The following is a 20104-nucleotide window of genomic DNA, read 5'->3' on the forward strand; positions in this document are numbered from 1 at the left end:
GGAATACAAAAACTGAGAATTTTTTATTTTTTAATTCCTCATATCATCGAAATTAGCCTTAAAACGATATTTAAAAACTAAAAATCAATAAATGAGGAACAAATGATCATTAATATTTCTTATTTAGTTCTTCATAAATTCGCTACTATACCCAAACAACTTGACCATCAAGGAGGGCAAAGCGCAAGGCCGTGCGAAGAACTGAACTGCCTATCTCTTCCCTTTCATCCAGAGGATTTGCGAGTGTCTGATCTTACTTTATTACGTTATTACACACGCCTGACCGTGCTTGGTGTGGGTCAAGAGATTAAAGTGTCGTTAACACAGGTTGCAGAATGTTTATTCACCTCACCGCGTCATGCACGAAATCTGGTGGCTAAAATGCAGCAACAAGGTTGGCTCAAGTGGCAACCCAAAGTCGGACGTAACCAACGCTCGATACTGCGCCTGAACCTCGATTTAGACACAATCAAACAAATGCTCGCGAAAGAGCAAATTTTGGCTGGGAAATATGAAAAAGCCTTAACCATACTGGATAATGATGAGGTAGTGTTTGGGCGTTTGTTGCAAAGTACTTCCGGCGCATCTATTCGCGAAGGTCGCTTACACATTCAACTGACGTATAAACGACCATTTGAACGGCTAGTGCCCCATCAAATACAGCGTAGTAGTGAGCGATTTCTGCTCAGGCAAATCTATTGCTGCCTCATCCAGTGTGATGAACAAGGACGCTTTCATCCAGAATTAGCCCATCACTGGGAGTATGATGCACAACATTTTCAGTGGGTATTTTATCTTCGCCCCGGATTAGCGTTTCACGATGGCTCACCGATTGATGCTAATACGATCGTGAGTTTATTTGCCAAACTCTCTAGTTTGGAAGAGTACAAAAAAGAGCTCGCGCATTTGGTTGATGTAAGCGCACCACAACCACAAAAAGTAGTATTTTCTCTTAATCAATCTGATTTAGGATTTGCAGGGTTGCTCTCTGGCGTCAAATATTCCATTCAACCAGCCAGCCAAGTGAACAATGCATACTCCCCAATGGTGACAGGTTGTGGCCCATTTCAAGTTCAAGATCACTCACCTCACAAACTCATTTTAAGCGCATTTGACCAATTCTATGGCTGCCGAGCTTTAACGGATCACGTCACAATTTGGATTTTAAATGAAGACGAGCTGTACCCTCAAGGCATGCATATCAAACAAAAAAATCAGCAACAAAACATCTCTTGCCACCACGATGTAGAGCTGAGTAACGTTGAAGAACTGGCGACCATCACCTCTAATCAATCATCAAGAGTGGAAGATGGTTGCATGTTTATTTTGTTCAATCAAGGTGCTCATTCACCTCTTAATGAAAATCAGAAACGCTACCTAGCTACCGAGATATCTGGAGAAAAACTAGAGCACTATTTAGCACAACAACCAACTAAGTTTGACGCAGTCGTTGCCAGTAACCTACTGCCAGTATGGCAACCTGTGGTGCGACCACCAGCGCCCAAAGCAAGCCTGCCAAATCAAATCTCGATTGCCGTCTATGACTACACGGTACTGATTCATTGCGCCTTCGGTGTGAAACATATTTTAGAGGAGATGGGGCTGGCTGCTGCCGTCAACATTTACTCCTACCGAGAATTGAATTTTCTGGCCCAGCAAGGCAAATTGTACGAGACCATAGTTATCACCAATATTAATTTAGATGACAACCGGCATTTCAGTGCATTTAGTCACTTATTTGGCAACCCAATGTTGCACCATTGCATTGGCCCTGCAGAGAGCCAATGGCTGCTCAAAGCGTTAATCGACATTCGGTCAACGACACCATTGACACACTACCTTATCGCGTTGGAACCGCTAGCATCGAGTTTGATCAACGAATACTGCCTCGTCCCTTTGTTCCATCATAAGCAAACATTACGCTTTCAGGGGGTGCTCAAAGATGTTGCACTGACCAACTGGGGATGGCCTGATATTAAAAATGTGTGGTCCATTGATTAGCGAATAAATAGCCTGCGTAATATTGCCAGCATCACTAAACGATAACGCAGCATCCACTGGCTACGTGGCAACCAACGCTTAGAAAACAATACGGTTTTGGCGTGTGAAAAGGTCTTAAAACCTTCAATCCCGTGATAGTGCCCAACCCCAGAATCGCCAATACCGCCAAAGGGGGCATCATCGGCGGCCACATGCAACAGAGTATCGTTCACAGCTAGGCCACCACTATGCGTTTGTGTACTAACCTGTTTGATCAGCTCGTGATCATCACTCATTAAATATAAAGCTAACGGACGTGGGCGAGCGTTGATATAAGCTATCGCTTCATCCAAACTGTGATAGCTCAATATCGGCAATATGGGGCCAAATATCTCATGTTGGGATAACAACATATCAACCTTCACATTCGTCACTAAGCAAGGCAAAAATTGATACGTGCCCGCTTTTGCATCGCCTTCTACGGGATGCAATGTGGCCCCTTTTTGTTTAGCATCGTCTAAGTATTGCTGCAGCCTATCAAACTGGGTTTGATTAATAATATGTGACGTATCATAGCCATCTTTAGTGGAAAAATAGCGCTTAAAGCGTTGCAGATAGAGCTCCACAAAGGCTTGTTGTTTGCCTTCCGGCAGTAAAACATAATCAGGAGCAACACAGATCTGCCCTGCATTGATGGCTTTGCCAAGCATGATGTTATCAACGCTGCGCGCAAGGTCAGCATCAGGTGCAATGATCACGGGGGATTTTCCACCAAGCTCTAACGTTACTGGTGTTAGGTTTTTCGCAGCCGCTTGGGCAACCAATTTACCTACCGGTGTTGACCCCGTAAATAACAGATGATCAAAGGGTAACGCACTGAACTGTGCGGCAACGTCAGCCCCACCTTCTACAGTATCAACCGCTTCATCGACCGTCGCAAAAATACGCATCAACACTTGGTTGGTGCAAGGCGTATATTCGCTCAATTTGACCATAGCGCGATTACCTGCTGCCAATGCTGTGACTAATGGAGCCATACTGAGCACGATAGGAAAATTCCAAGGTACAATCACCCCCACAACGCCCAAGGGTTGATAGTGAACGCTCACTGTCGACGGCAATAATAGCCAACCTGCATGACGCGATTGCGATTTTGTCCACGATTTGAGGTGTTTTAGCGTGTAATTAATGTGTGAAACGGCCGGTAGCAGATCGCAAACCGTACTATCAAAGCGACTTCGATAACCATAATCCTGATTTAAGGCCTCAACGAGCGCGGCCTGTTCACTGAGTAACGCGGTTTTTAAACGCTGCAACCAAATACGTCTTTGCTCAAGGCTAGGATACGGCTCTGCTATTGTCTGCTGTTTTAACCTAGTAAAAAGTGTCGTAACGTCTTTAGTTAAGGGCTGTTGCTGTTCTGTTTCTTGCACCGTATTTCACCTCATTCGCAGCTAAGGCAGCGTCTTGGAAATGAGCTCAGGATTAATGCCAAAGCTGGCTTTATGTTCTTCAATCACAAATTCACTGCGCGTTTGAATCACTCCCGGCAATGTCCCCAACTTGCCAGACATAAAACTTTGGTAGGCTTTCATATCTTTCACTCTCACTTTGATCATGGTGTCAAAATCACCGGACAATGAATAACATGCTTCAATTTCTGGGATGTCCGCCACTGCTTGTGAAAAACGCTCAAAAATAGAGAAACTGGTTTGATCCAATCGAATATGAATGAACACTTGTACATCCAGACCTAACTTTTCTGGGCACAGTTCTGCATGGTAGCCTTTGATATACCCTTCCTTTTCTAAGCGTTTGACACGATCAGAACAAGGAGATGTGGTTAAATTCACCAACTTTGCTAGCTCAACAACGGGAAGCCGTCCTTTACTGTGCAAAATACGTAAGATCTTTTGGTCGATGCGGTCTAGGCTCATGGTTTTGCACGGCGCTCTAAAAAAAGTGATATGGCATACAATAATGGCTTACAGCGTTAAACCAACCTATCATCACAAGGCATTGTGATATAAATCACATAGAATAGGGGAACGTTATAATAAAAAGACTGAGGAGAAAAAAGGAAAAGAAAGTGAGCAAGCACCCACTTTCTGGGTTGTAATCTATTTATCGCCTCTTTACTTTGAGTATGTTGAGATGATTACAGTTTGAAGCGAGAAATTTCTTTATCTAACTCATTCGCTAAACGGTGCATTTCATGAGCTTGTTGCACTGCATTTTGCGCATCACTGGCGAGTTGGTCGCTGACTTCACGTACCGATTCGGTGTTACCATTAATATCCGCTGTCACCAAAGATTGCTCTTCTGCTGCTGATGCAATTTGTGTCGCCATATCACTGATCATCTGAATGGCTTCGCTGATTGCGTGTAAGCTTTCTCCTGTATGGTTCACATCTTGCACACTTGTTTCGACCAGTTTATGGCTTTCCGTCATGACAGAAACAGCATTGGTCGTTACCTTTTGCAAACCGGAAATTTTAGACTGGATCTCCTCGGTAGAGGCATGAGTACGCTGAGAAAGCACTCGGACTTCATCAGCTACAACGGCAAAGCCACGACCTTGCTCTCCGGCGCGCGCCGCTTCAATCGCCGCATTCAAGGCCAACAAATTTGTCTGCTCTGCAATCGAGCGAATGGTCGACAGAATGGTTGAAATCTCATTAGCGTGCACTTCTAATTCACCAATGATGCCCACAGCACTGCTAAGCTCTTGTGCTAACTGATTGATTGACTGTTTGCTTTGCTGCATCTGGCGATAGCCTTGTGCACCAAGCTCAACCGATTCATTGGCATTTTTAGCGGTATTATCAGCATTGCCCGCAATTTCAGCGGTCGCAGACGCCATTTCAGTTACCGCTGTTGCAACCATAGTAATTTCATCTTGTTGAGTACGAATCCGTTCACTACGTTGACTGGCTGAGCTCGCGGCCTGTGTCGCTCCTTGGTTAAGGGAGACGGAAACATCACGCACGCTTTGCACCATGACATGGATGCGATCGACAAATTTATTGAACTTATCCGCTAAGATACCGACTTCATCATCACTGCGAACGGCTAAACGACGGGTTAAATCGCCATCACCTTCGGCGATATCTGACAAAGCTTGAGCAATATTACTCAACTCATTCAACTGACGAGCGACGAACCATGAGGTCGCTAATGCCAAGATCACTAAAATCATCAAGCCAATCAAGCTCTGTTTCAATAGCATGTCATTGAGTGGCTGTTCAAGAACAGTTTTGTCCATCACCATAACCAACAGCCAGTCGGTATGTTCAATACTTTGCGCCATCAATACTTTGGCCTGACCATCAATATCAACAAAGAGTGGTAATTGAGAATTTGCCGCCTCTGATATGCTTTGAATGGTCAGTTGTGAGGCCATTTCTTGGGTAGGTTTTAAAATAAGCTCTTGATTGGGATGGGCAACAATTAGCCCCTTGGTATTCACCAAAATAGCATTGCCCTTCCCGGGAACCTCAATAGCTAAGACGTCCTTGATCAATTTACCCAAAGCTAAATTGGAAGCGGCGACGCCAATCAGTTGGCCATTTTGACGGACAGGTTCTGCCAATGTCACCACTAAGGTTTGCATGGTAACGCTGACGTAGGGGGCGGTTGTGATCGGTTTACCCGCGACTTTGGCTTCTTTATACCAACCACGCTCACGAGGATCATAACCATTTTGGTTACGCGATCCGTCATTGCGGATCATATCGCCCTGTTCATTACCGTAATAACTCAGCCCAAACTCACCAGACTCCAAGGTTTGGCGTAGGTGAGGAACAATGTCTAATTGTGGATTACGCTCGATTTCGTTTTTTAATCCTAGCAGCGTTTTTTGTTTGCCATTAAACCAGTCACCAATCCCTTTTGCATGAGCCTGTAATGTATTACGCGCTTCACTCTCAATCGCTCTCCAGCTGTCGGTTTTAAAGGTTTGATAGCCAACCATAACCAATGCAGCGGCTGTCAATGTAATAGCAGCAACCACAGAGAACACCATTTTTCTCTTTAAACTCAATTGCATTGCAATGCTCCTTGAAGCTTGTTCACCAAAGTAATGGGCTTGAGAGTATTACAACTATGGATTATTACTTTGCCTAAGTTCCCAATACTTGACACTCGTGCAATAGAACGGCACGTGAATGTGCGCTAAATCAAACTTAGTCAGCCGAATAAAAGCAAAATTATCTTTTGAGCGAGAGGCGCACTACGCCAAAAAACTTAGCGCAGTGCTGGAAGTATTTAGAGAACGCGGACGCGTGAGAAGTCGGTGTGGCTTAATGTTGATGGGTGATTACATACTCGGCAAAAACCTTGCTTTTCCATTTTGTAATGAGGTTCACCTTGTATAATGAGCGCAAAAAACTTTTGAACACCTTGCCACGTTGAACAAGGTTCTGACTGACAGCGCTTCATCACGACTTTATGTGGTGTCTCTTTACGACAACAGGTGCAATAAGCTTTTGACATGGTCCAATAATCCCTACAATTTGCATCATTATTGATAATTGACACATTTTGCGCCTACAGGTTCATTTTTCTCAAACTTTAGTGTGTGTTTCGTGAGCTATCTTCAAAAAACGTCCATCCCAATCTCCTTATTTTCTGCTAGGCACACTACACAATCTAACCTGTACAAAAAAGCCCCTCAGAAAGGGGCTAGTTATTGAACAACGGTATGAATGTCAATCTAGTTCAACCAGCTGCTTTTTAAAGGTCACGTGCTGTGCTCTCACGCTCTCTTCGGGTTCAGCTGTCGCTAAGCTCACCACAAGGATCGCAAGTACAGAGAAAATGATCCCAGGAACAATTTCATACACATCAAACCAACCGCCAGACAGTTGTTTCCAAACCACAATTGTCACGCCACCAACAATAATGCCGGCTAGTGCACCATTGCGGTTCATTCGAGACCAATAAAGGCTCAATACCACTGCTGGGCCAAATGCGGCGCCAAAGCCCGCCCATGCATACGAGACTAAGCCGAGTACGGAACTATCTGGTGTCATGGCCAGCACTAACGCAACGATAGAAATTAGAATCACAGCAAAGCGGCCAACACGAACGATCTCCTCCGACGTTGCATCTTGCTTGATGACTTGCTTGTAAAAATCTTCCGCTAGCGCCGAGGAAGAAACTAATAATTGCGAGTCAGCGGTACTCATAATTGCCGCAAGAATAGCCGCAAGCAAAATACCTGCAATAACTGGATGGAAAATCGCATTCACTAGCAGCATGAAGATTTTTTCACCATCTGCCAGCTCCAGCGAACTGGTGTTCGTCACATAAACAAGCCCAACTAAGCCAACCAACAAGGCTCCCGCCATGGATAAACCGGTCCAAATGACCGCAATACGACGTGCTGTGGTGAGATCTTTATTTGAGCGAGACGCTTTAAAGCGCGCCAAAATATGGGGTTGACCAAAATAACCAAGCCCCCATGCCATTAATGAGATAATGGCAACGCCCGTTAACGGCTCACCTTTCACATCATGCCACAGCGTCAGTAGCTCTGGGTTTATTGCGGATAGATCTTGACTCAGTTGACCCAAACCACCGTTGATTGCCGCGATGGGCACAATCATTAATGCCGCTGCCATCAATAGGCCTTGCACTAAGTCAGTCCAAGAAACGGCTAAAAATCCACCAAACAGTGTGTAGGAGACCACACAAATGGTGCCAATAATAACTGCGGTTGAATAATCTAAACCAAATACCGTTTCAAATAGTTTACCGCCAGCCACAAGGCCAGAACTGGTATAAAAGAGGAAGAACAGCAAAATAAAGAAGGCTGAAATGGTTTGAATCAGTTTAGATTTATCATTAAAACGGCGTGATAAAAATTCAGGTAATGTTAATGAATCTGTCGTGATGCTATAAGTGCGCAAGCGCTTAGCATTCACTAACCAGTTAGCCCATGTGCCCAATAATAAGCCACCCGCTAGCCAGAAAGCCTCAATACCAGCGGCGTACGCGTAACCAGGTAAACCGAGCAATAACCAACCGCTCATATCAGATGCACCCGCCGATAAAGCCGCAGGCCAAGGGCCCAATGATCGCCCTCCTAAGAAATAATCTGCGGAGTTCTTCGTTCGAAGGTATGCGACCACACCAATAGCCAGCATCAAAATAAGATACAGGATAAAGGTGGTTGTAATAGCAAAGCTATTTTCCATTGTGTTTGTCCTCTTTAAAAGATCGCCTTCCATGTCCTCTTCCGAAGAAGAGGATAAAACAGAAAGGATTAATGGGTTTCGCTACCAAGCTCAAGCAAGGTCGCATTACCACCCACTGCTGTTATATTTATTGTGCGAGTACGCTCGGTAATAAAGCGCAACGATAAGTGAGGATCATGAGCCACGGGGATCGCGCTCAAGTCCGTTTCAGAAACTAGGCTGACAATCGCACCATTACGATCAGCTAGCTGACGGTTGAGGCTACGCTCAACCGAAGTGTTCCCAACGTAACCTACACTTCGAACGTCCGACGCCATCAACGGATGATAAGCATCAAAAGACGTAAACTGAATGAGATTAGTAGGGAGTGTTGACTGCTCAAATGCCGCTTGCAGTGTTCGAATCAACATCGCATCGTCACTACATAAGACGACGCTATTGCCTGCCACAAGAGCGGCACAAAGCTGAGCTGCCACCGCCTGTTGCGCTTTATCACTGTGCTCACCTTGGATGATCACAGCCACGCCCCGACCTGCGGTGTATAGCTCATTGGTTTCTCCAGTAGGACCGATCAATTGATGCGAATGCGCCAACAGCGCCGATGCCTGATGAAGATGATAAGAAATCACTGTTGCCAGTTGTGGCATAGCGCTTTCTAGTAGATTTTTAAATGAAAGTAAGCACTCACATTTAGAATCAAAATCGGTGATATTCCAATTTTCCCATGCTGAAAAAGCGTCAGAAAAACGTGTTACTTGATGAACCATGCTAATTCTCCTGAGCCTTTATTACTGAGAAAATTCAGTTTGAGTAAAACGGTATAAGTAATGTGGGCCACCTGCCTTTGGTCCGGTACCAGAAAGCCCCTGCCCACCAAATGGTTGCACGCCCACCACCGCACCCACTTGATCACGGTTGATGTAACAGTTACCTACTCGGGCGTGTTTTTCTATCCAACGATACGTCGTTTCATTGCGGCTATGGATTCCCATGGTTAAACCAAAACCAGTTTGATTAATTTGCTGCACTACATCGGCCAGCTCACGCGCTTTAAAGCGCACGATATGCAAGATCGGCCCAAATTGTTCTTCGGTTAAGCAGTGAATATCTGAAATTTCAAAAGCCGCTGGCGGTACAAAATCGCCGTGTTGGCACTCCGAACCGAGTTCTAATTGCGCAACTTTGGTCTGTGTCTTGGTCATCTGTTCAATGTGAGAGAGCAACTTTTGTTTGGCTTTTTCATCAATAACAGGGCCGACATCTGTACTGTGGAGGTAAGGAAGACCAATCTTGAGCTCATTCATCGCACCATGAATCAAGCTGATGATGCGATCGGCAATATCCTGTTGAACAAATAGCACTCGTAATGCAGAGCAGCGCTGCCCGGCAGAAGCAAAGGCAGAACGAATCACATCTCTCACCACTTGCTCGGGTAAAGCCGTACTATCAACGATCATCGCGTTTTGCCCACCCGTCTCTGCAATCAACGGCACTGGCGCGGCGTCACGTTGAGCGAGAGCTTGATTGATACGTTGCGCGGTCGCCGTTGATCCAGTGAACGCGACACCTGCAATGGCAGGGTGAGAAGTCAGCGCACTACCAATTTCTGCACCACGTCCAGGTAACAATTGGATAACGCCAGCAGGAAAGCCAGCTTCCAACATCAGTTCCACGGCACGCGAAGCAATCAAACTGGTTTGTTCTGCGGGTTTGGCAACGACCGCATTACCCGCCACTAACGCTGCCGTGATTTGCCCAAGAAAAATCGCAAGAGGGAAGTTCCATGGGCTAATGCACACGAAAACACCGCGACCTTCACGGCTCACTTTACGCTTTTCATTATCAAAACTCGTCACTTCAAAGGGTGTTAACGCGGAAACTTGTTTGGCGTAATAGCGACAAAAATCTACCGCTTCGCGGACTTCATCAATGCTATCGTGAATGGTTTTCCCTGCTTCGTGATGACAAATGGCGACCAGTTCAGCCAAGTTCTCTTCGAGTAAATCAGCAAGTTTATCAAGTTTGCCCGCGCGAACGCTGTGCTCTTCTTGCTTCCAAGCAACAAAGGATTGCTCCGCTATTGAGATAGCTTCGGAAACATGATCAAGGTTGGCAAATACCACTTGTCCAACATGCTTCCTACGGTCATACGGTGCAGTCACAACTTCCGGCGATGCCCCTGCCTTGATCATGCTTTCGAACTGAGCAACACCATTGATGATAGGAGAAGCATGCCACTGTTTACTGAGCCAACATTCTACTTTCGCTTCAAAAGGCGTTGCCTCACTTTCAATATCAATATTGACACCATAGGAATTAACGCGCTCGGCAAAGATATGCGGTGGCAAAGGGATTTTGTTATTTGGTAAAGAATCAAACGAGAGCAACATATCGACGGGATGTTGCGTTAACGTATCAATAGGACAACGGGCATCGACTAAACGATGCACAAACGAACTGTTCGCACCATTTTCAAGCAATCTACGAACTAAATAAGGCAGTAAGTCTTTATGACTACCTACTGGAGCATAAATTCGCACCGATTGTTGATAGGCTTTCATTGCATGATGATAAAGAGCATCACCCATGCCATGCAGACGCTGGAACTCAAAATCTTTGTGTTGTGACATCACCGCAATCGCGGTCACGGTTTGTGCATTATGACTGGCAAATTGAGGGAAAATATGACCACGAACACCCTCGCTTAAAAGAAAACGAGCGCAAGCCAAATAGGCTACATCAGTAGCTTCTTTACGTGTGTATACCGGATAGTTGCTGTAGCCACTTTGCTGAGACCACTTCACTTCGCTATCCCAATACGCCCCTTTGACTAAACGCAGTGGGATCACATCACCTTGCTGTTTCGCCAACCCATTAAGCCAAACTAAAACGGGTAAAGCGCGCTTAGAGTAAGCTTGTACAACTAAACCAAATTTCCCCCACCCTTTCACGGGCTCACTGCGATATATCTTTTCAAATAGCTTTAATGACAGCTCTAAACGGTCTGCTTCTTCTGCATCAATAGTGATCGCCACATCCAGCTCAATTGCACGGGCTAAAAGCTGTAGCAGTGTGCTATAAAGCTCGCTCAGCACGCGCTCTTGATTAGCCACTTCATAACGCGGATGCAATGCAGAAAGCTTGATTGATACGGACGGTGCCGGGCTGGTTGATAAGCCATATTTCTCGCGGCCAACCGCCTCAATCGCCATCAAATAATCTTTGAAATATTTATTGGCATCGGCCGTGGTTAACGCCGCTTCGCCGAGCATATCAAATGAATATGTATAGCCTTTATCACGCATAGGACGGCCATTTTTTTGTGCTTCTTCAATGGTTCGGCCTAGCACAAATTGGTGGCCCATCACCTTCATCGCTTGGTGCATCGCCTTACGAATCACTGGCTCAGAAAGCTTATTCACTAGACGATTAACCGCCTGCGTTGGACTAGTCGTATCCACATCAGCAAGGCCAATCACTTTACCAGTCAGCATCAACCCCCACGTGGACGCATTGACAAAGACAGAGTCAGAATTTTTCAGATGAGATTTCCAATCCGCAACGCTGAGGCGATCTTTAATAAAAGCATCCGCGGTTTCCGCATCGGGAATGCGCATCAGAGCTTCAGCCAAACACATCAACAAAATACCTTCTTGCGTATCTAAACTGTACTCAAGTAATAAGGCATCGATCATTTGCACCGCTTTTTTGTCGGCTCGGATCGCTTCGATTAACTGGGTTGTTTTATTTAATATCGCCGATTTTTCTGATTCTGTAGCTGTTGCCAGCGGTAATAACTGCTTCAGCCATTGAGATTCGTCCACCATATAAAGTGGAGAGATCAGCGACCACAGCTTATCAAGCGGTTGCTCGATAAACTCTGCATTCAACACATCTGTTGCTGTAAACATGCGTTTTCCTCAATCTCACTCCCGAAAAAGGTCGGGTTTCCTGCAATGGCTGGCAGTGTATTTTGAGCGCGAGAAGAATACTTGTCAAAAACTCCGAGTTTTTTGCCAAAAACTCTGGCTATTAACAAAATAAAAACACAATCACATCAATTGACATCATGCACAAAGCATAAAATAGCAACATTGTTTCCAAAATTTAACCAAAGGTGCACGTGTTGCCGATAGGTCAAGGCAAGCAATATAAAAATGATGTGGGAATTACAAACAAAAAAGAGGCAGGGATATAAAGAATTAGCGACGACACAATTTTCGGTATTGCGATGGAGAAATACCTTGCAAGCGAGTAAATGAATGAGTGAAGGTACTTTGTCCAGAAAAGCCTGTTAATTCCGCAATTTGACCAAAACTCAAACAACCTTGCTCAATCAAATCTTTTGCCATATCAATTCGTTTACCTAACAAATATTGATGAGGCGTGATCCCCATTTGCTCTTTGAACAACATATGAAATTGGCTTTCACCTAAATAAACGCGGCCCGCTAATTGAGCGACTGAAATTTTACGACCAAGGTGCAGATCGATATAACGATCAATCGCTTCAAGATCAAAACGAGATTCTTTGCGATGCGTTTCAAATACAGAAATATGGCGTTGCAGTAATGCCATCACGGTGTCATTGCAGGCACGGCTCAACAGTAAATCATCAGGACTCGATTGCATCTCTTTAACTAGCAATTGGATCAGCTTTTGGATTTGCCCATCCAGCTGAAAGTAAATATCCGCATTCGACAACTCATTCATTTTTTGTAGAAGCAAAGGGTCATCTCCACAGGAGATTGGAAGGTTAAGCACTAAGATATCCGACTGCCCAACGACACCACCAAACGCATGACCAGTTCCAGAGGTAACGACACAACCCTGCCCCGGCCCCACCAAATTGCCTACACCTTGTACTTCAAACTCAGCTTGGCCTTTTAATCCGATAACGACTTGGGTATAACTATGATCATGACACTCCATGTACGAGGGTAATGTCACTAACTCTGCAGGCCTAGGCGACAAAACTTTGTCATTTTGTTGATAGTTAGATAGCTTAGCCGAAGAAAAGTCACTCATATTGCTGCATCATGGTTGAGGTTAGAAGCTGATGTTATAACAAAACTATCAGGAGCGAAAACAAAGCTGTATTTTTTTAAAAATTAAACATCAAAGTGCATATGAAGCTTAAGCTTAGGGGTGAAATGAGATCGATTTTTCAAAACGGAACAATGATCAAGTGCACATAAATTACGGTCAATGTGTGTTCAATCCCAAAACCCCTAAATAGATCGAAAATAGAGACTTGCATATTTCGCTATTAGGCTCAAAATGAAGATGCACAATTATAAAATTTACAAAATCAGTCACCTAGTAATAGATTTAAGTGAATTTTGCTATTGTTCGGAATAAATTTTGCATTATGAATACAGCTTATCCATTAAAGCTGTCAAAAGTTTGTCTTTCCCACTTTTGTGGTTAAACGTTAATTTGTTGCAGGGACCTATGATCACACGTCGCATCCCAGCGCTATTGCTTGCGCTAAGCCCTTTTTGGGTATCTGCATCGGTGTACGCGGAAGAAGTTATTCAGGTAGATCCTGTCACCGCTATCGATGAAAAAATGACTACTAAACAGACGGAAATCGACGCGATTTCTGCAGAATACGAAGCAGAGGGAGCCAAGCTTCAACAACTTAAAAATGAACATGTTCGTATTAAACGAGAAAGTGAAGAACTTGATGCTAAACGCAATCGAGCCAAGTCTGCTTTGGACAAACAATATAGCCGTCTTTTAGATGATCCAGACACAGATTTAGCCTCGTTTCAAAAGAAGTACCAAGAAACATGGGCATCAGTGAAGCAGAACCAAGCTGAAGGCCTTGAGAATAATCAAGCGATGACCGAAGTTGAAATGCGCTTGTCTCAAATCAAACAGAAGCAAGCTCGTCTCAGTAATGAGTATGCGAACCTCGAAGAGTCGCGCATTGAAGCTAGGGTCAAACGTCTCGAAGCCGAACTGCGTGAAAGTAGTGTTCTTGAAACTGGCTATAAAACCACCTGTTCAACGACAATGACACTCGGTGAGTGTTCAAATCAGGGACAGCACCTTACCAAACAAAAAGCGGTAAAAACGTTTCGGGCCAAGTTGCTTGATGACCTAACCGAATCGGTCATTGCCAAGCAAAACCTGAAAGGCGTGGAACTTAATATCCATGTACAAGATAGCCAAATTATTCGCAGTGGTTTTGAAGGCAACAACGAATACTTCACCCAAATGCAAGCTCAGCTTCAAGCGAAACCAGAAGCGGTGGCTGCGTGTAAACTGCTTAACGTGTCAACTCGATACTGTTTGAAAGGCGGCGTGTCTGAAGGTACGCAAAAAAATGACAAACAGTGGGCAAATGTGACCGTAAGGTCGGATCAATACAACGATGCCGTAACCATCAACGGTATTAACTACGGCAGTACACCTGTTGAGATTGTTTTGCCTAATGGCCGCCACCAAGTTACCGTCTCTAAAGATGGCTACGAAACCTACAACCGGGTATTAACAATTAACGGCAATGATACGGTTTGGATAAAGCTAAGACCGAATAAAGAGGGTTAATTACCTCAAAAAAACTCTGTTTTTCTGTCGTAATTCACAAAGATGCGGTTAAAACGCCATTTTGTCATTAAGTTATTGAAAGATGACTTCAGACAAAATGGTGTTTTCGTTTAGAATAGACACAATGAACTAATAACTTAACTGAAGTAGATAATAATGCGACAAGGTTTACCCGCTCTCTTATTAGCACTTTCGCCTTGCTTAGTGGCAACATCGACGATGGCAGAAGGAACGCCTTCCTCAGTAATTGCCATTGATGATGCGTTGTTTACTAAACAGTCCGAATTACAGGCAGCCCAGAAGGCCACCCATGAACAACAAGTGGTTGTGAACAACCACAACAGTGAGTTAGACAGGCTAACAAAGCAAGCCCAACTCTTTGATAAGGCACTTGCAAAAGCAAAAACTGACTTAGAACGCGATTACATGAAAATGATTGATGATCCTGAACTGGACATCATGCCTTCACAAAATGCCTACCAAGCAGCTTGGGCTAATGTAAAGCAGAATCAAAAAAACCGTTTAGAAGCTGAGCAAAAACGCCAAGAATCAGAAGCACTGCTGGCACAAAAAAGGGCCGAGCAGAACACGGTCAGCAAAAATATCAATGAGCTAGAACAGCATAAATTACGCGCGCGAGTTGAGCGCTTAAGAGATGAACTCAAACAGAGTAGCACCGAGAAAGTTAGCTTTACTAACGCTTGTAGTGCCGATATGACATTGGCTCAATGCTCGAAACAGACCACTGACTTAGCGCTCCAGAAAGCGGTAAACCAGTATCAAACCAAGTTAATAGAGGCCACAAGTGAGGCCAAGCTCGTCCAACAACATCTGGCCAATGTCTCTTTTAATATTCATGTACTGCGCCATAAAACCGTAGATTCAGGTTTCTACAATGGCAATAAGTACAAAGCCGTACTAGATGTTCAGCTTGATGCAAGACCGGATGAAAACACACCATGTCGGTTGCTGAATGTCGAATCACAATACTGTTTCGCCCCAGGCGAATACTCAGCCAATACAGAAAAACAGAAAGAAATTGCTTGGGTTACCCTATCGATTCGCTCGAACCAATACAGTGATAAAGTCTCTATCGACAATGTAAACTATGGTAGTACTCCCGTCGAAGTGATGCTTCCAGTGGGACCGCACATGATTACGATTGAGAAAGAAGGGTATTACTCATTTAATCAAGAGCTGAAAATCACCTCAGATCATACATTAAGAGCGAACCTACGAGAAAAAGACAACCTACTTAAACCTGGACATAAATTTGCTGATTCCCTCAAAGGGGATATTAAAGCTCCTGAGTTAGTCACTTTGATCTCAGGCGAATATTTGATTGGCGAGCACGCATCGAAACAAGTTTTCCTTGATCATGCTTTCGCAATTGGTTCAACCCCCGTAACTGTGGGTCAATTTGAAACCTTTGTGAATCAAACCACCTATCAAACTGATGCTGAGCTACAAAAACTGTGCACAGCAGTCGCCGAATCTGAAATTACCCCGATTGCAGGTAGCTATTGGCGCGACCCTGGTTTTAAGCAGTTGAGCAACTCACCAGTGGTGTGTATTAGCCAAAATGATGCGAAGGCCTATACTCGCTGGCTAAGTAAGGAAACTGGCTATAAATACCGTTTGCCGACTGAAGAAGAGTGGGAAATTGCCGCTCGCGCTGGTACACAAACAGACTATTGGTGGGGAGATGATTTCGGAACTGGGAAAGCGAATACTGGCTGGAGTGGTACACCTTGGTCAAATAAAAGCACCTCTCCTGTGAAGTCTTTCGCTCCCAATGGCCTAGGCCTTTATGATGTTGTCGGTAACGTGTGGGAATGGACAAATGACTCAAGAGGTCAAGCAAAAGGTGGAGCATGGAGCTTCTCCCCTGCAACGGCGGCGGCTTATGGTAATTTGTTTATTGCTCCTGCTACTTCTGCAAATTATGTTGGCTTCAGGGTCATTAGGGAACTTTAGGTAAGCTGAACTAGCTCAGCCATTTATATAACAAAGGGGGGAATTCCCCCCTTTGTTATTGCACTCTCGTCGTCTAAAGTGGTGTTAAATATCAAACACGTTTGATATTTTATATCCATGTGGTATCCCTATGAATTTGCAACACCCTCGCAGCATTCATAGAACCTCTTCTGCACGTCGACAAGAAGCAATTCTTGTATTTATGCCAGCCCTTCTTCAGGCTGGCTTTTTTATGTTCAAATGCCGCTATGGATTACAACCCGCCATGCCATTGGTATTATATCAATATCATTGTTAGGAGAACCCGCTATGGTCAACTTCCTCAGCGCAGAACAAATTTCATTGTTTCAACAGCTTCCGGGATATTGGGGTTGCAAAGATCTTAATTCGGTTTTTGTTTACGCAAACAATGCTTATGGCAAATTAATTGGTGTTAGTGATGCAAAACAGTGCATTGGATTAACTGACTTTGAAATGCCAAGCCCGACAACCGCTTGCGCCGCAGAATTCCAGCAACAAGATCGATGTGTAATCTCCACAAAAAAACCGTTAAAAGTGCTGGATATCCACCCCTATGCTGACGGTTCTTGGCGCGCTCATATTTTCACCAAAACCCCATGGTTCAACGCACAAGGTGAGGTTCAAGGTACAATTTTTTTCGGGCAAGAGCTAACTGATACCGCTATTTTGGAAGTAGGCCATTGGATATGCCGAGCAACAGGTTTAACGACCACACAGCATTCCTCGGGTGTTCTAGAGCCCATTTCCGGGCCCCTAACCACAAGAGAATCTGAAGTTCTTTTTCTTCTGCTTTACGGAAAAAAGCCCAAACACATTGCTCGGGTGATGAAGATTTCGATAAAAACAGTGGAAGGCTATGAAGCAAAATTGCGACATAAATTTGCAGCCCACAGTAAAGAGCAACTTATCGATATGGCTCTAGACCAAGGTTATGGCTCAAACATCCCCAAGACCTTGCTCAAAACGCAATTATCCGTGGTACTCAATAGTGAATGCCCCATATAAATGAGGCATTCATTGCGACTGACTTTTAACAAGTAGGCCTTATGGTGCTAAACGTTCAGCGTCCCACTGTTGATCATGTTGCGTAAACAAGAAGCGATCATGCAAACGATGCTCACCACCTTGCCAAAATTCTATCGATTCAACTTTAACGCGATATCCTCCCCAAAAACTCGGAACTGGGATCTCACCTTGTTCAAATTTCTTTTTTAACTCCAAGTATTTACCTTCCAAAATACCACGTGCTGAGATACGGCTGCTCTGGCGACTCGCTATCGCGGCAATTTGGCTATCTTTAGGACGAGAAGTAAAATATTTCATGTTTTCAAAAGCCGACAATTTTTCAGCCGTTCCTGTGATGTGCACTTGTCTCTCTAATGGGTGCCAAGGAAAGTGCAAGCTGACTTTATTGTTGTGTTCAATATGCTGCGCTTTGCGACTGCCTAAATTGGTGTAGAAAACAAAACTGTCTTTTTCGACATTTTTTAATAGCACTATACGTTGGAAAGGTTGTCCATTTTCATCAACCGTTGCCACTGTCATCGCCGTGGGATCGGTAAGACCGGCATCAATGGCCTGTTGCAGCCAAAGGTTAAACTGCTCAATGGGATTTGAAAGCAAATCTTTGCGTCTTAAACCGCCTTTTATGTATTCGCGGCGGATGTCTGAAAGTTCCATCTCTGCTCCTTATGAAATTTTTGACGATTGTGCGCCTATCATCGTCATAACTCAAGAGTGCTAAGGTTCAACAAAATCAGTAATTCACAGCTAAACTCTGTAGAACGTACGCAATAGGAAGTACAATCAATTCAAATGGTGAATAGTAATCTCATGATGAGTGGCAAATCCTTAACATTTTGCTAGACAAGTAATAAAATCAAGCAACTATACCCAAACAACTTACAGTTGTAGCCTCCCTCTACAGCTTTAAGTAGAAAAGGGAAATACACTACGATTAGGCGCAAAGGATAAGCAATGAGCAACAAGAGTTATAACAAACTCTCTTCGACAGAATTGGAGTACGTAGACGACAAAACGGCGGCTCTGCTACTGAACACGCCCAACAGTGCACGTGTGATGCTCTGGGTTATGGTCTGTTTTTTTCTCTTAGCCATCGTCTGGGCCTCATGGGCACAGGTCGACAAAGTGACAGTTGGACAAGGCAAAGTCGTTCCGTCATCGCAAGTTCAAGTGGTTCAAAACTTGGAAGGAGGCTTAGTCAAACAGATATTGGTTCGCGAAGGTGAACGAGTGCAAAAAGGCCAACAACTGTTATTGATTGATGACACTCGTTTCCGCTCAGACTACCGCGAACGTGAACAACAAGTCGCTAACCTTACCGCCAGTGTTCTACAGCTATCCGCTTCCATTACTAGCGTGATGATCAACGAAGAGATTGATGATGACAACTGGCAAAATAGCGTCAAAATTGACTATAACAAACTCGCCTTTCCACCGCTGTTAACAGACAACCAACCCGATTTAGTTAATAGACAAAGGGCCGCCTACCGGCAAGATCTTAATAACTTACGCAACCAACTTTCTCTTTTAGATCAACAAGTCAAACAGAAGCTACAAGAGTTGGTTGAAATACAAGCGCGCGTGAAAAATTTGCGCCAAAGTTATGATTTTGCGAATAAAGAGCTTGAGATAACCAAGCCTTTAGCAGACGAAGGTGTCGTGCCACGAATTGAGCTGCTGAAACTACAGCGCCAAGTAAACGATACTCGCCGTGAAATGACCACCAGCGAGCTTAACATCCCAGTATTAAAATCAGCGATTCGCGAAGCGGTGCTCAACCGTATTGATGCGGCTCAAAAGTTTCGCTCACAGCAGCAAGACAAACTGAACGAAGCCCAAGATAGACTTTCAGCAATCACAGAATCAGCCGTTGGGCTTGAAGATAAGGTAAATCGCACTGTTGTGCTATCGCCTGTGACAGGAACGATTAAGACGCTTTATGTCAACACCGTTGGCGGTGTTATCCAGCCCGGTATGGATATTGTTGAAGTAGTCCCAACAGAGGATACCTTGCTTGTTGAAGCGCAAATTGCCCCACAAGACATCGCCTTCTTAAGACCAGAGTTGCCTGCCATAGTAAAATTCAGCGCCTATGATTTCACCAAATATGGTGGCTTGGAAGGGACACTTGAGCATATCAGTGCCGACACAACTCAAGATGAAGAAGGCAAAAGCTATTATTTAGTCCGAGTAAGGACCAATCAAACCAGCTTAGGGCATGATGCTAACCTGCCTATCATCTCAGGAATGACGGCCTCTGTTGATATTATTACGGGTAAACGAACCGTGATGGATTATCTACTAAAGCCCATACTCAGTGCACAAAAAAATGCGCTAAGGGAGTAA

General features: G+C 44.4%; 14 protein-coding genes. 5 read left to right on the forward strand and 9 right to left on the reverse strand.

Annotation, left to right across the window (positions count from 1 at the left end; genetic code table 11):
* The first annotated feature begins 102 nt into the window (after positions 1 to 102).
* Positions 103 to 2001 (forward strand): SgrR family transcriptional regulator, encoded by a 1899-nt coding sequence (locus tag AACV32_RS08760; RefSeq protein ID WP_170894921.1) that lies wholly within the window; start codon positions 103 to 105, stop codon positions 1999 to 2001.
* On the opposite strand, the gene AACV32_RS08765 is transcribed toward AACV32_RS08760, so the two are convergent.
* The 8 genes from AACV32_RS08765 to AACV32_RS08800 form a co-directional block, all read right to left on the reverse strand.
* Positions 1998 to 3413, reverse strand: a complete 1416-nt coding sequence (locus AACV32_RS08765; protein WP_170894922.1) for a coniferyl aldehyde dehydrogenase — start codon at positions 3411 to 3413, stop codon at positions 1998 to 2000. The two genes, AACV32_RS08760 and AACV32_RS08765, sit on opposite strands and share 4 nt — an antisense overlap.
* Before the next feature lie 21 nt (positions 3414 to 3434).
* Positions 3435 to 3917: an Lrp/AsnC family transcriptional regulator gene (locus tag AACV32_RS08770; protein WP_170894923.1), complete on the reverse strand. Its 483-nt coding sequence runs from the start codon at positions 3915 to 3917 to the stop codon at positions 3435 to 3437.
* A gap of 221 nt (positions 3918 to 4138) precedes the next feature.
* The gene (locus AACV32_RS08775) at positions 4139 to 6028 is read right to left on the reverse strand and encodes a methyl-accepting chemotaxis protein (RefSeq protein ID WP_013868194.1); all 1890 of its coding nucleotides are present in this window, start codon (positions 6026 to 6028) and stop codon (positions 4139 to 4141) included.
* Between the two features lie 218 nt (positions 6029 to 6246).
* Positions 6247 to 6474 carry a hypothetical protein gene (locus tag AACV32_RS08780; protein WP_013868195.1) on the reverse strand — a complete coding sequence of 76 codons (228 nt, stop codon included), beginning with the start codon at positions 6472 to 6474 and terminating at the stop codon, positions 6247 to 6249.
* 215 nt (positions 6475 to 6689) lie between these two features.
* Entirely contained in the window at positions 6690 to 8180 is a 1491-nt protein-coding gene (putP, locus tag AACV32_RS08785; protein WP_170894924.1) for a sodium/proline symporter PutP, read from the reverse strand.
* Between the two features lie 68 nt (positions 8181 to 8248).
* The gene (locus tag AACV32_RS08790; protein WP_017042347.1) at positions 8249 to 8947 is read right to left on the reverse strand and encodes a 1-pyrroline-5-carboxylate dehydrogenase; all 699 of its coding nucleotides are present in this window, start codon (positions 8945 to 8947) and stop codon (positions 8249 to 8251) included.
* Between the two features lie 21 nt (positions 8948 to 8968).
* Entirely contained in the window at positions 8969 to 12091 is a 3123-nt protein-coding gene (gene putA, locus AACV32_RS08795; RefSeq protein WP_170894925.1) for a bifunctional proline dehydrogenase/L-glutamate gamma-semialdehyde dehydrogenase PutA, read from the reverse strand.
* Positions 12092 to 12382: 291 nt separating this feature from the next.
* On the reverse strand, positions 12383 to 13207 hold the full coding sequence (locus AACV32_RS08800; protein WP_017042345.1) for an AraC family transcriptional regulator: 825 nt from the start codon (positions 13205 to 13207) through the stop codon (positions 12383 to 12385).
* 426 nt (positions 13208 to 13633) lie between these two features.
* Here AACV32_RS08800 and AACV32_RS08805 point away from each other — a divergent pair, with 426 nt between their 5' ends.
* The 3 genes from AACV32_RS08805 (at position 13634) to AACV32_RS08815 (ending at position 17740) form a co-directional block, all read left to right on the forward strand.
* A complete protein-coding gene (locus AACV32_RS08805) occupies positions 13634 to 14737 on the forward strand; it encodes a PEGA domain-containing protein (protein WP_026028446.1) in 1104 nt (367 codons plus the stop codon).
* 156 nt (positions 14738 to 14893) lie between these two features.
* The gene (locus AACV32_RS08810; protein WP_013868201.1) at positions 14894 to 16714 is read left to right on the forward strand and encodes an SUMF1/EgtB/PvdO family nonheme iron enzyme; all 1821 of its coding nucleotides are present in this window, start codon (positions 14894 to 14896) and stop codon (positions 16712 to 16714) included.
* 309 nt (positions 16715 to 17023) lie between these two features.
* Positions 17024 to 17740 carry a helix-turn-helix transcriptional regulator gene (locus AACV32_RS08815; RefSeq protein WP_170894926.1) on the forward strand — a complete coding sequence of 239 codons (717 nt, stop codon included), beginning with the start codon at positions 17024 to 17026 and terminating at the stop codon, positions 17738 to 17740.
* Positions 17741 to 17779: 39 nt separating this feature from the next.
* Here the strand turns inward: AACV32_RS08815 and pdxH are convergent, their stop codons facing one another.
* Positions 17780 to 18415 (reverse strand): pyridoxamine 5'-phosphate oxidase, encoded by a 636-nt coding sequence (pdxH, locus tag AACV32_RS08820; RefSeq protein ID WP_013868203.1) that lies wholly within the window; start codon positions 18413 to 18415, stop codon positions 17780 to 17782.
* A gap of 297 nt (positions 18416 to 18712) precedes the next feature.
* On the opposite strand from pdxH, the gene AACV32_RS08825 reads away from it, so the two are divergent.
* A complete protein-coding gene (locus tag AACV32_RS08825; RefSeq protein ID WP_013868204.1) occupies positions 18713 to 20104 on the forward strand; it encodes an HlyD family type I secretion periplasmic adaptor subunit in 1392 nt (463 codons plus the stop codon).

The organism is Vibrio sp. B7 (genome assembly GCF_963888765.1).
Lineage (GTDB): Bacteria > Pseudomonadota > Gammaproteobacteria > Enterobacterales > Vibrionaceae > Vibrio > Vibrio anguillarum.

Bases quoted from the DNA above. Each gene is read 5' to 3' on its own strand.
- AACV32_RS08760 (WP_170894921.1), top strand. From the start codon at position 103: ATGATCATTAATATTTCTTATTTAGTTCTTCATAAATTCGCTACTATA.
- AACV32_RS08770 (WP_170894923.1), bottom strand. From the start codon at position 3,917: ATGAGCCTAGACCGCATCGACCAAAAGATCTTACGTATTTTGCACAGT.
- AACV32_RS08775 (WP_013868194.1), bottom strand. From the start codon at position 6,028: ATGCAATTGAGTTTAAAGAGAAAAATGGTGTTCTCTGTGGTTGCTGCT.
- AACV32_RS08780 (WP_013868195.1), bottom strand. From the start codon at position 6,474: ATGTCAAAAGCTTATTGCACCTGTTGTCGTAAAGAGACACCACATAAA.
- putP (WP_170894924.1), bottom strand. From the start codon at position 8,180: ATGGAAAATAGCTTTGCTATTACAACCACCTTTATCCTGTATCTTATT.
- AACV32_RS08790 (WP_017042347.1), bottom strand. From the start codon at position 8,947: ATGGTTCATCAAGTAACACGTTTTTCTGACGCTTTTTCAGCATGGGAA.
- putA (WP_170894925.1), bottom strand. From the start codon at position 12,091: ATGTTTACAGCAACAGATGTGTTGAATGCAGAGTTTATCGAGCAACCG.
- AACV32_RS08800 (WP_017042345.1), bottom strand. From the start codon at position 13,207: ATGAGTGACTTTTCTTCGGCTAAGCTATCTAACTATCAACAAAATGAC.
- AACV32_RS08805 (WP_026028446.1), top strand. From the start codon at position 13,634: ATGATCACACGTCGCATCCCAGCGCTATTGCTTGCGCTAAGCCCTTTT.
- AACV32_RS08810 (WP_013868201.1), top strand. From the start codon at position 14,894: ATGCGACAAGGTTTACCCGCTCTCTTATTAGCACTTTCGCCTTGCTTA.
- AACV32_RS08815 (WP_170894926.1), top strand. From the start codon at position 17,024: ATGGTCAACTTCCTCAGCGCAGAACAAATTTCATTGTTTCAACAGCTT.
- pdxH (WP_013868203.1), bottom strand. From the start codon at position 18,415: ATGGAACTTTCAGACATCCGCCGCGAATACATAAAAGGCGGTTTAAGA.
- AACV32_RS08825 (WP_013868204.1), top strand. From the start codon at position 18,713: ATGAGCAACAAGAGTTATAACAAACTCTCTTCGACAGAATTGGAGTAC.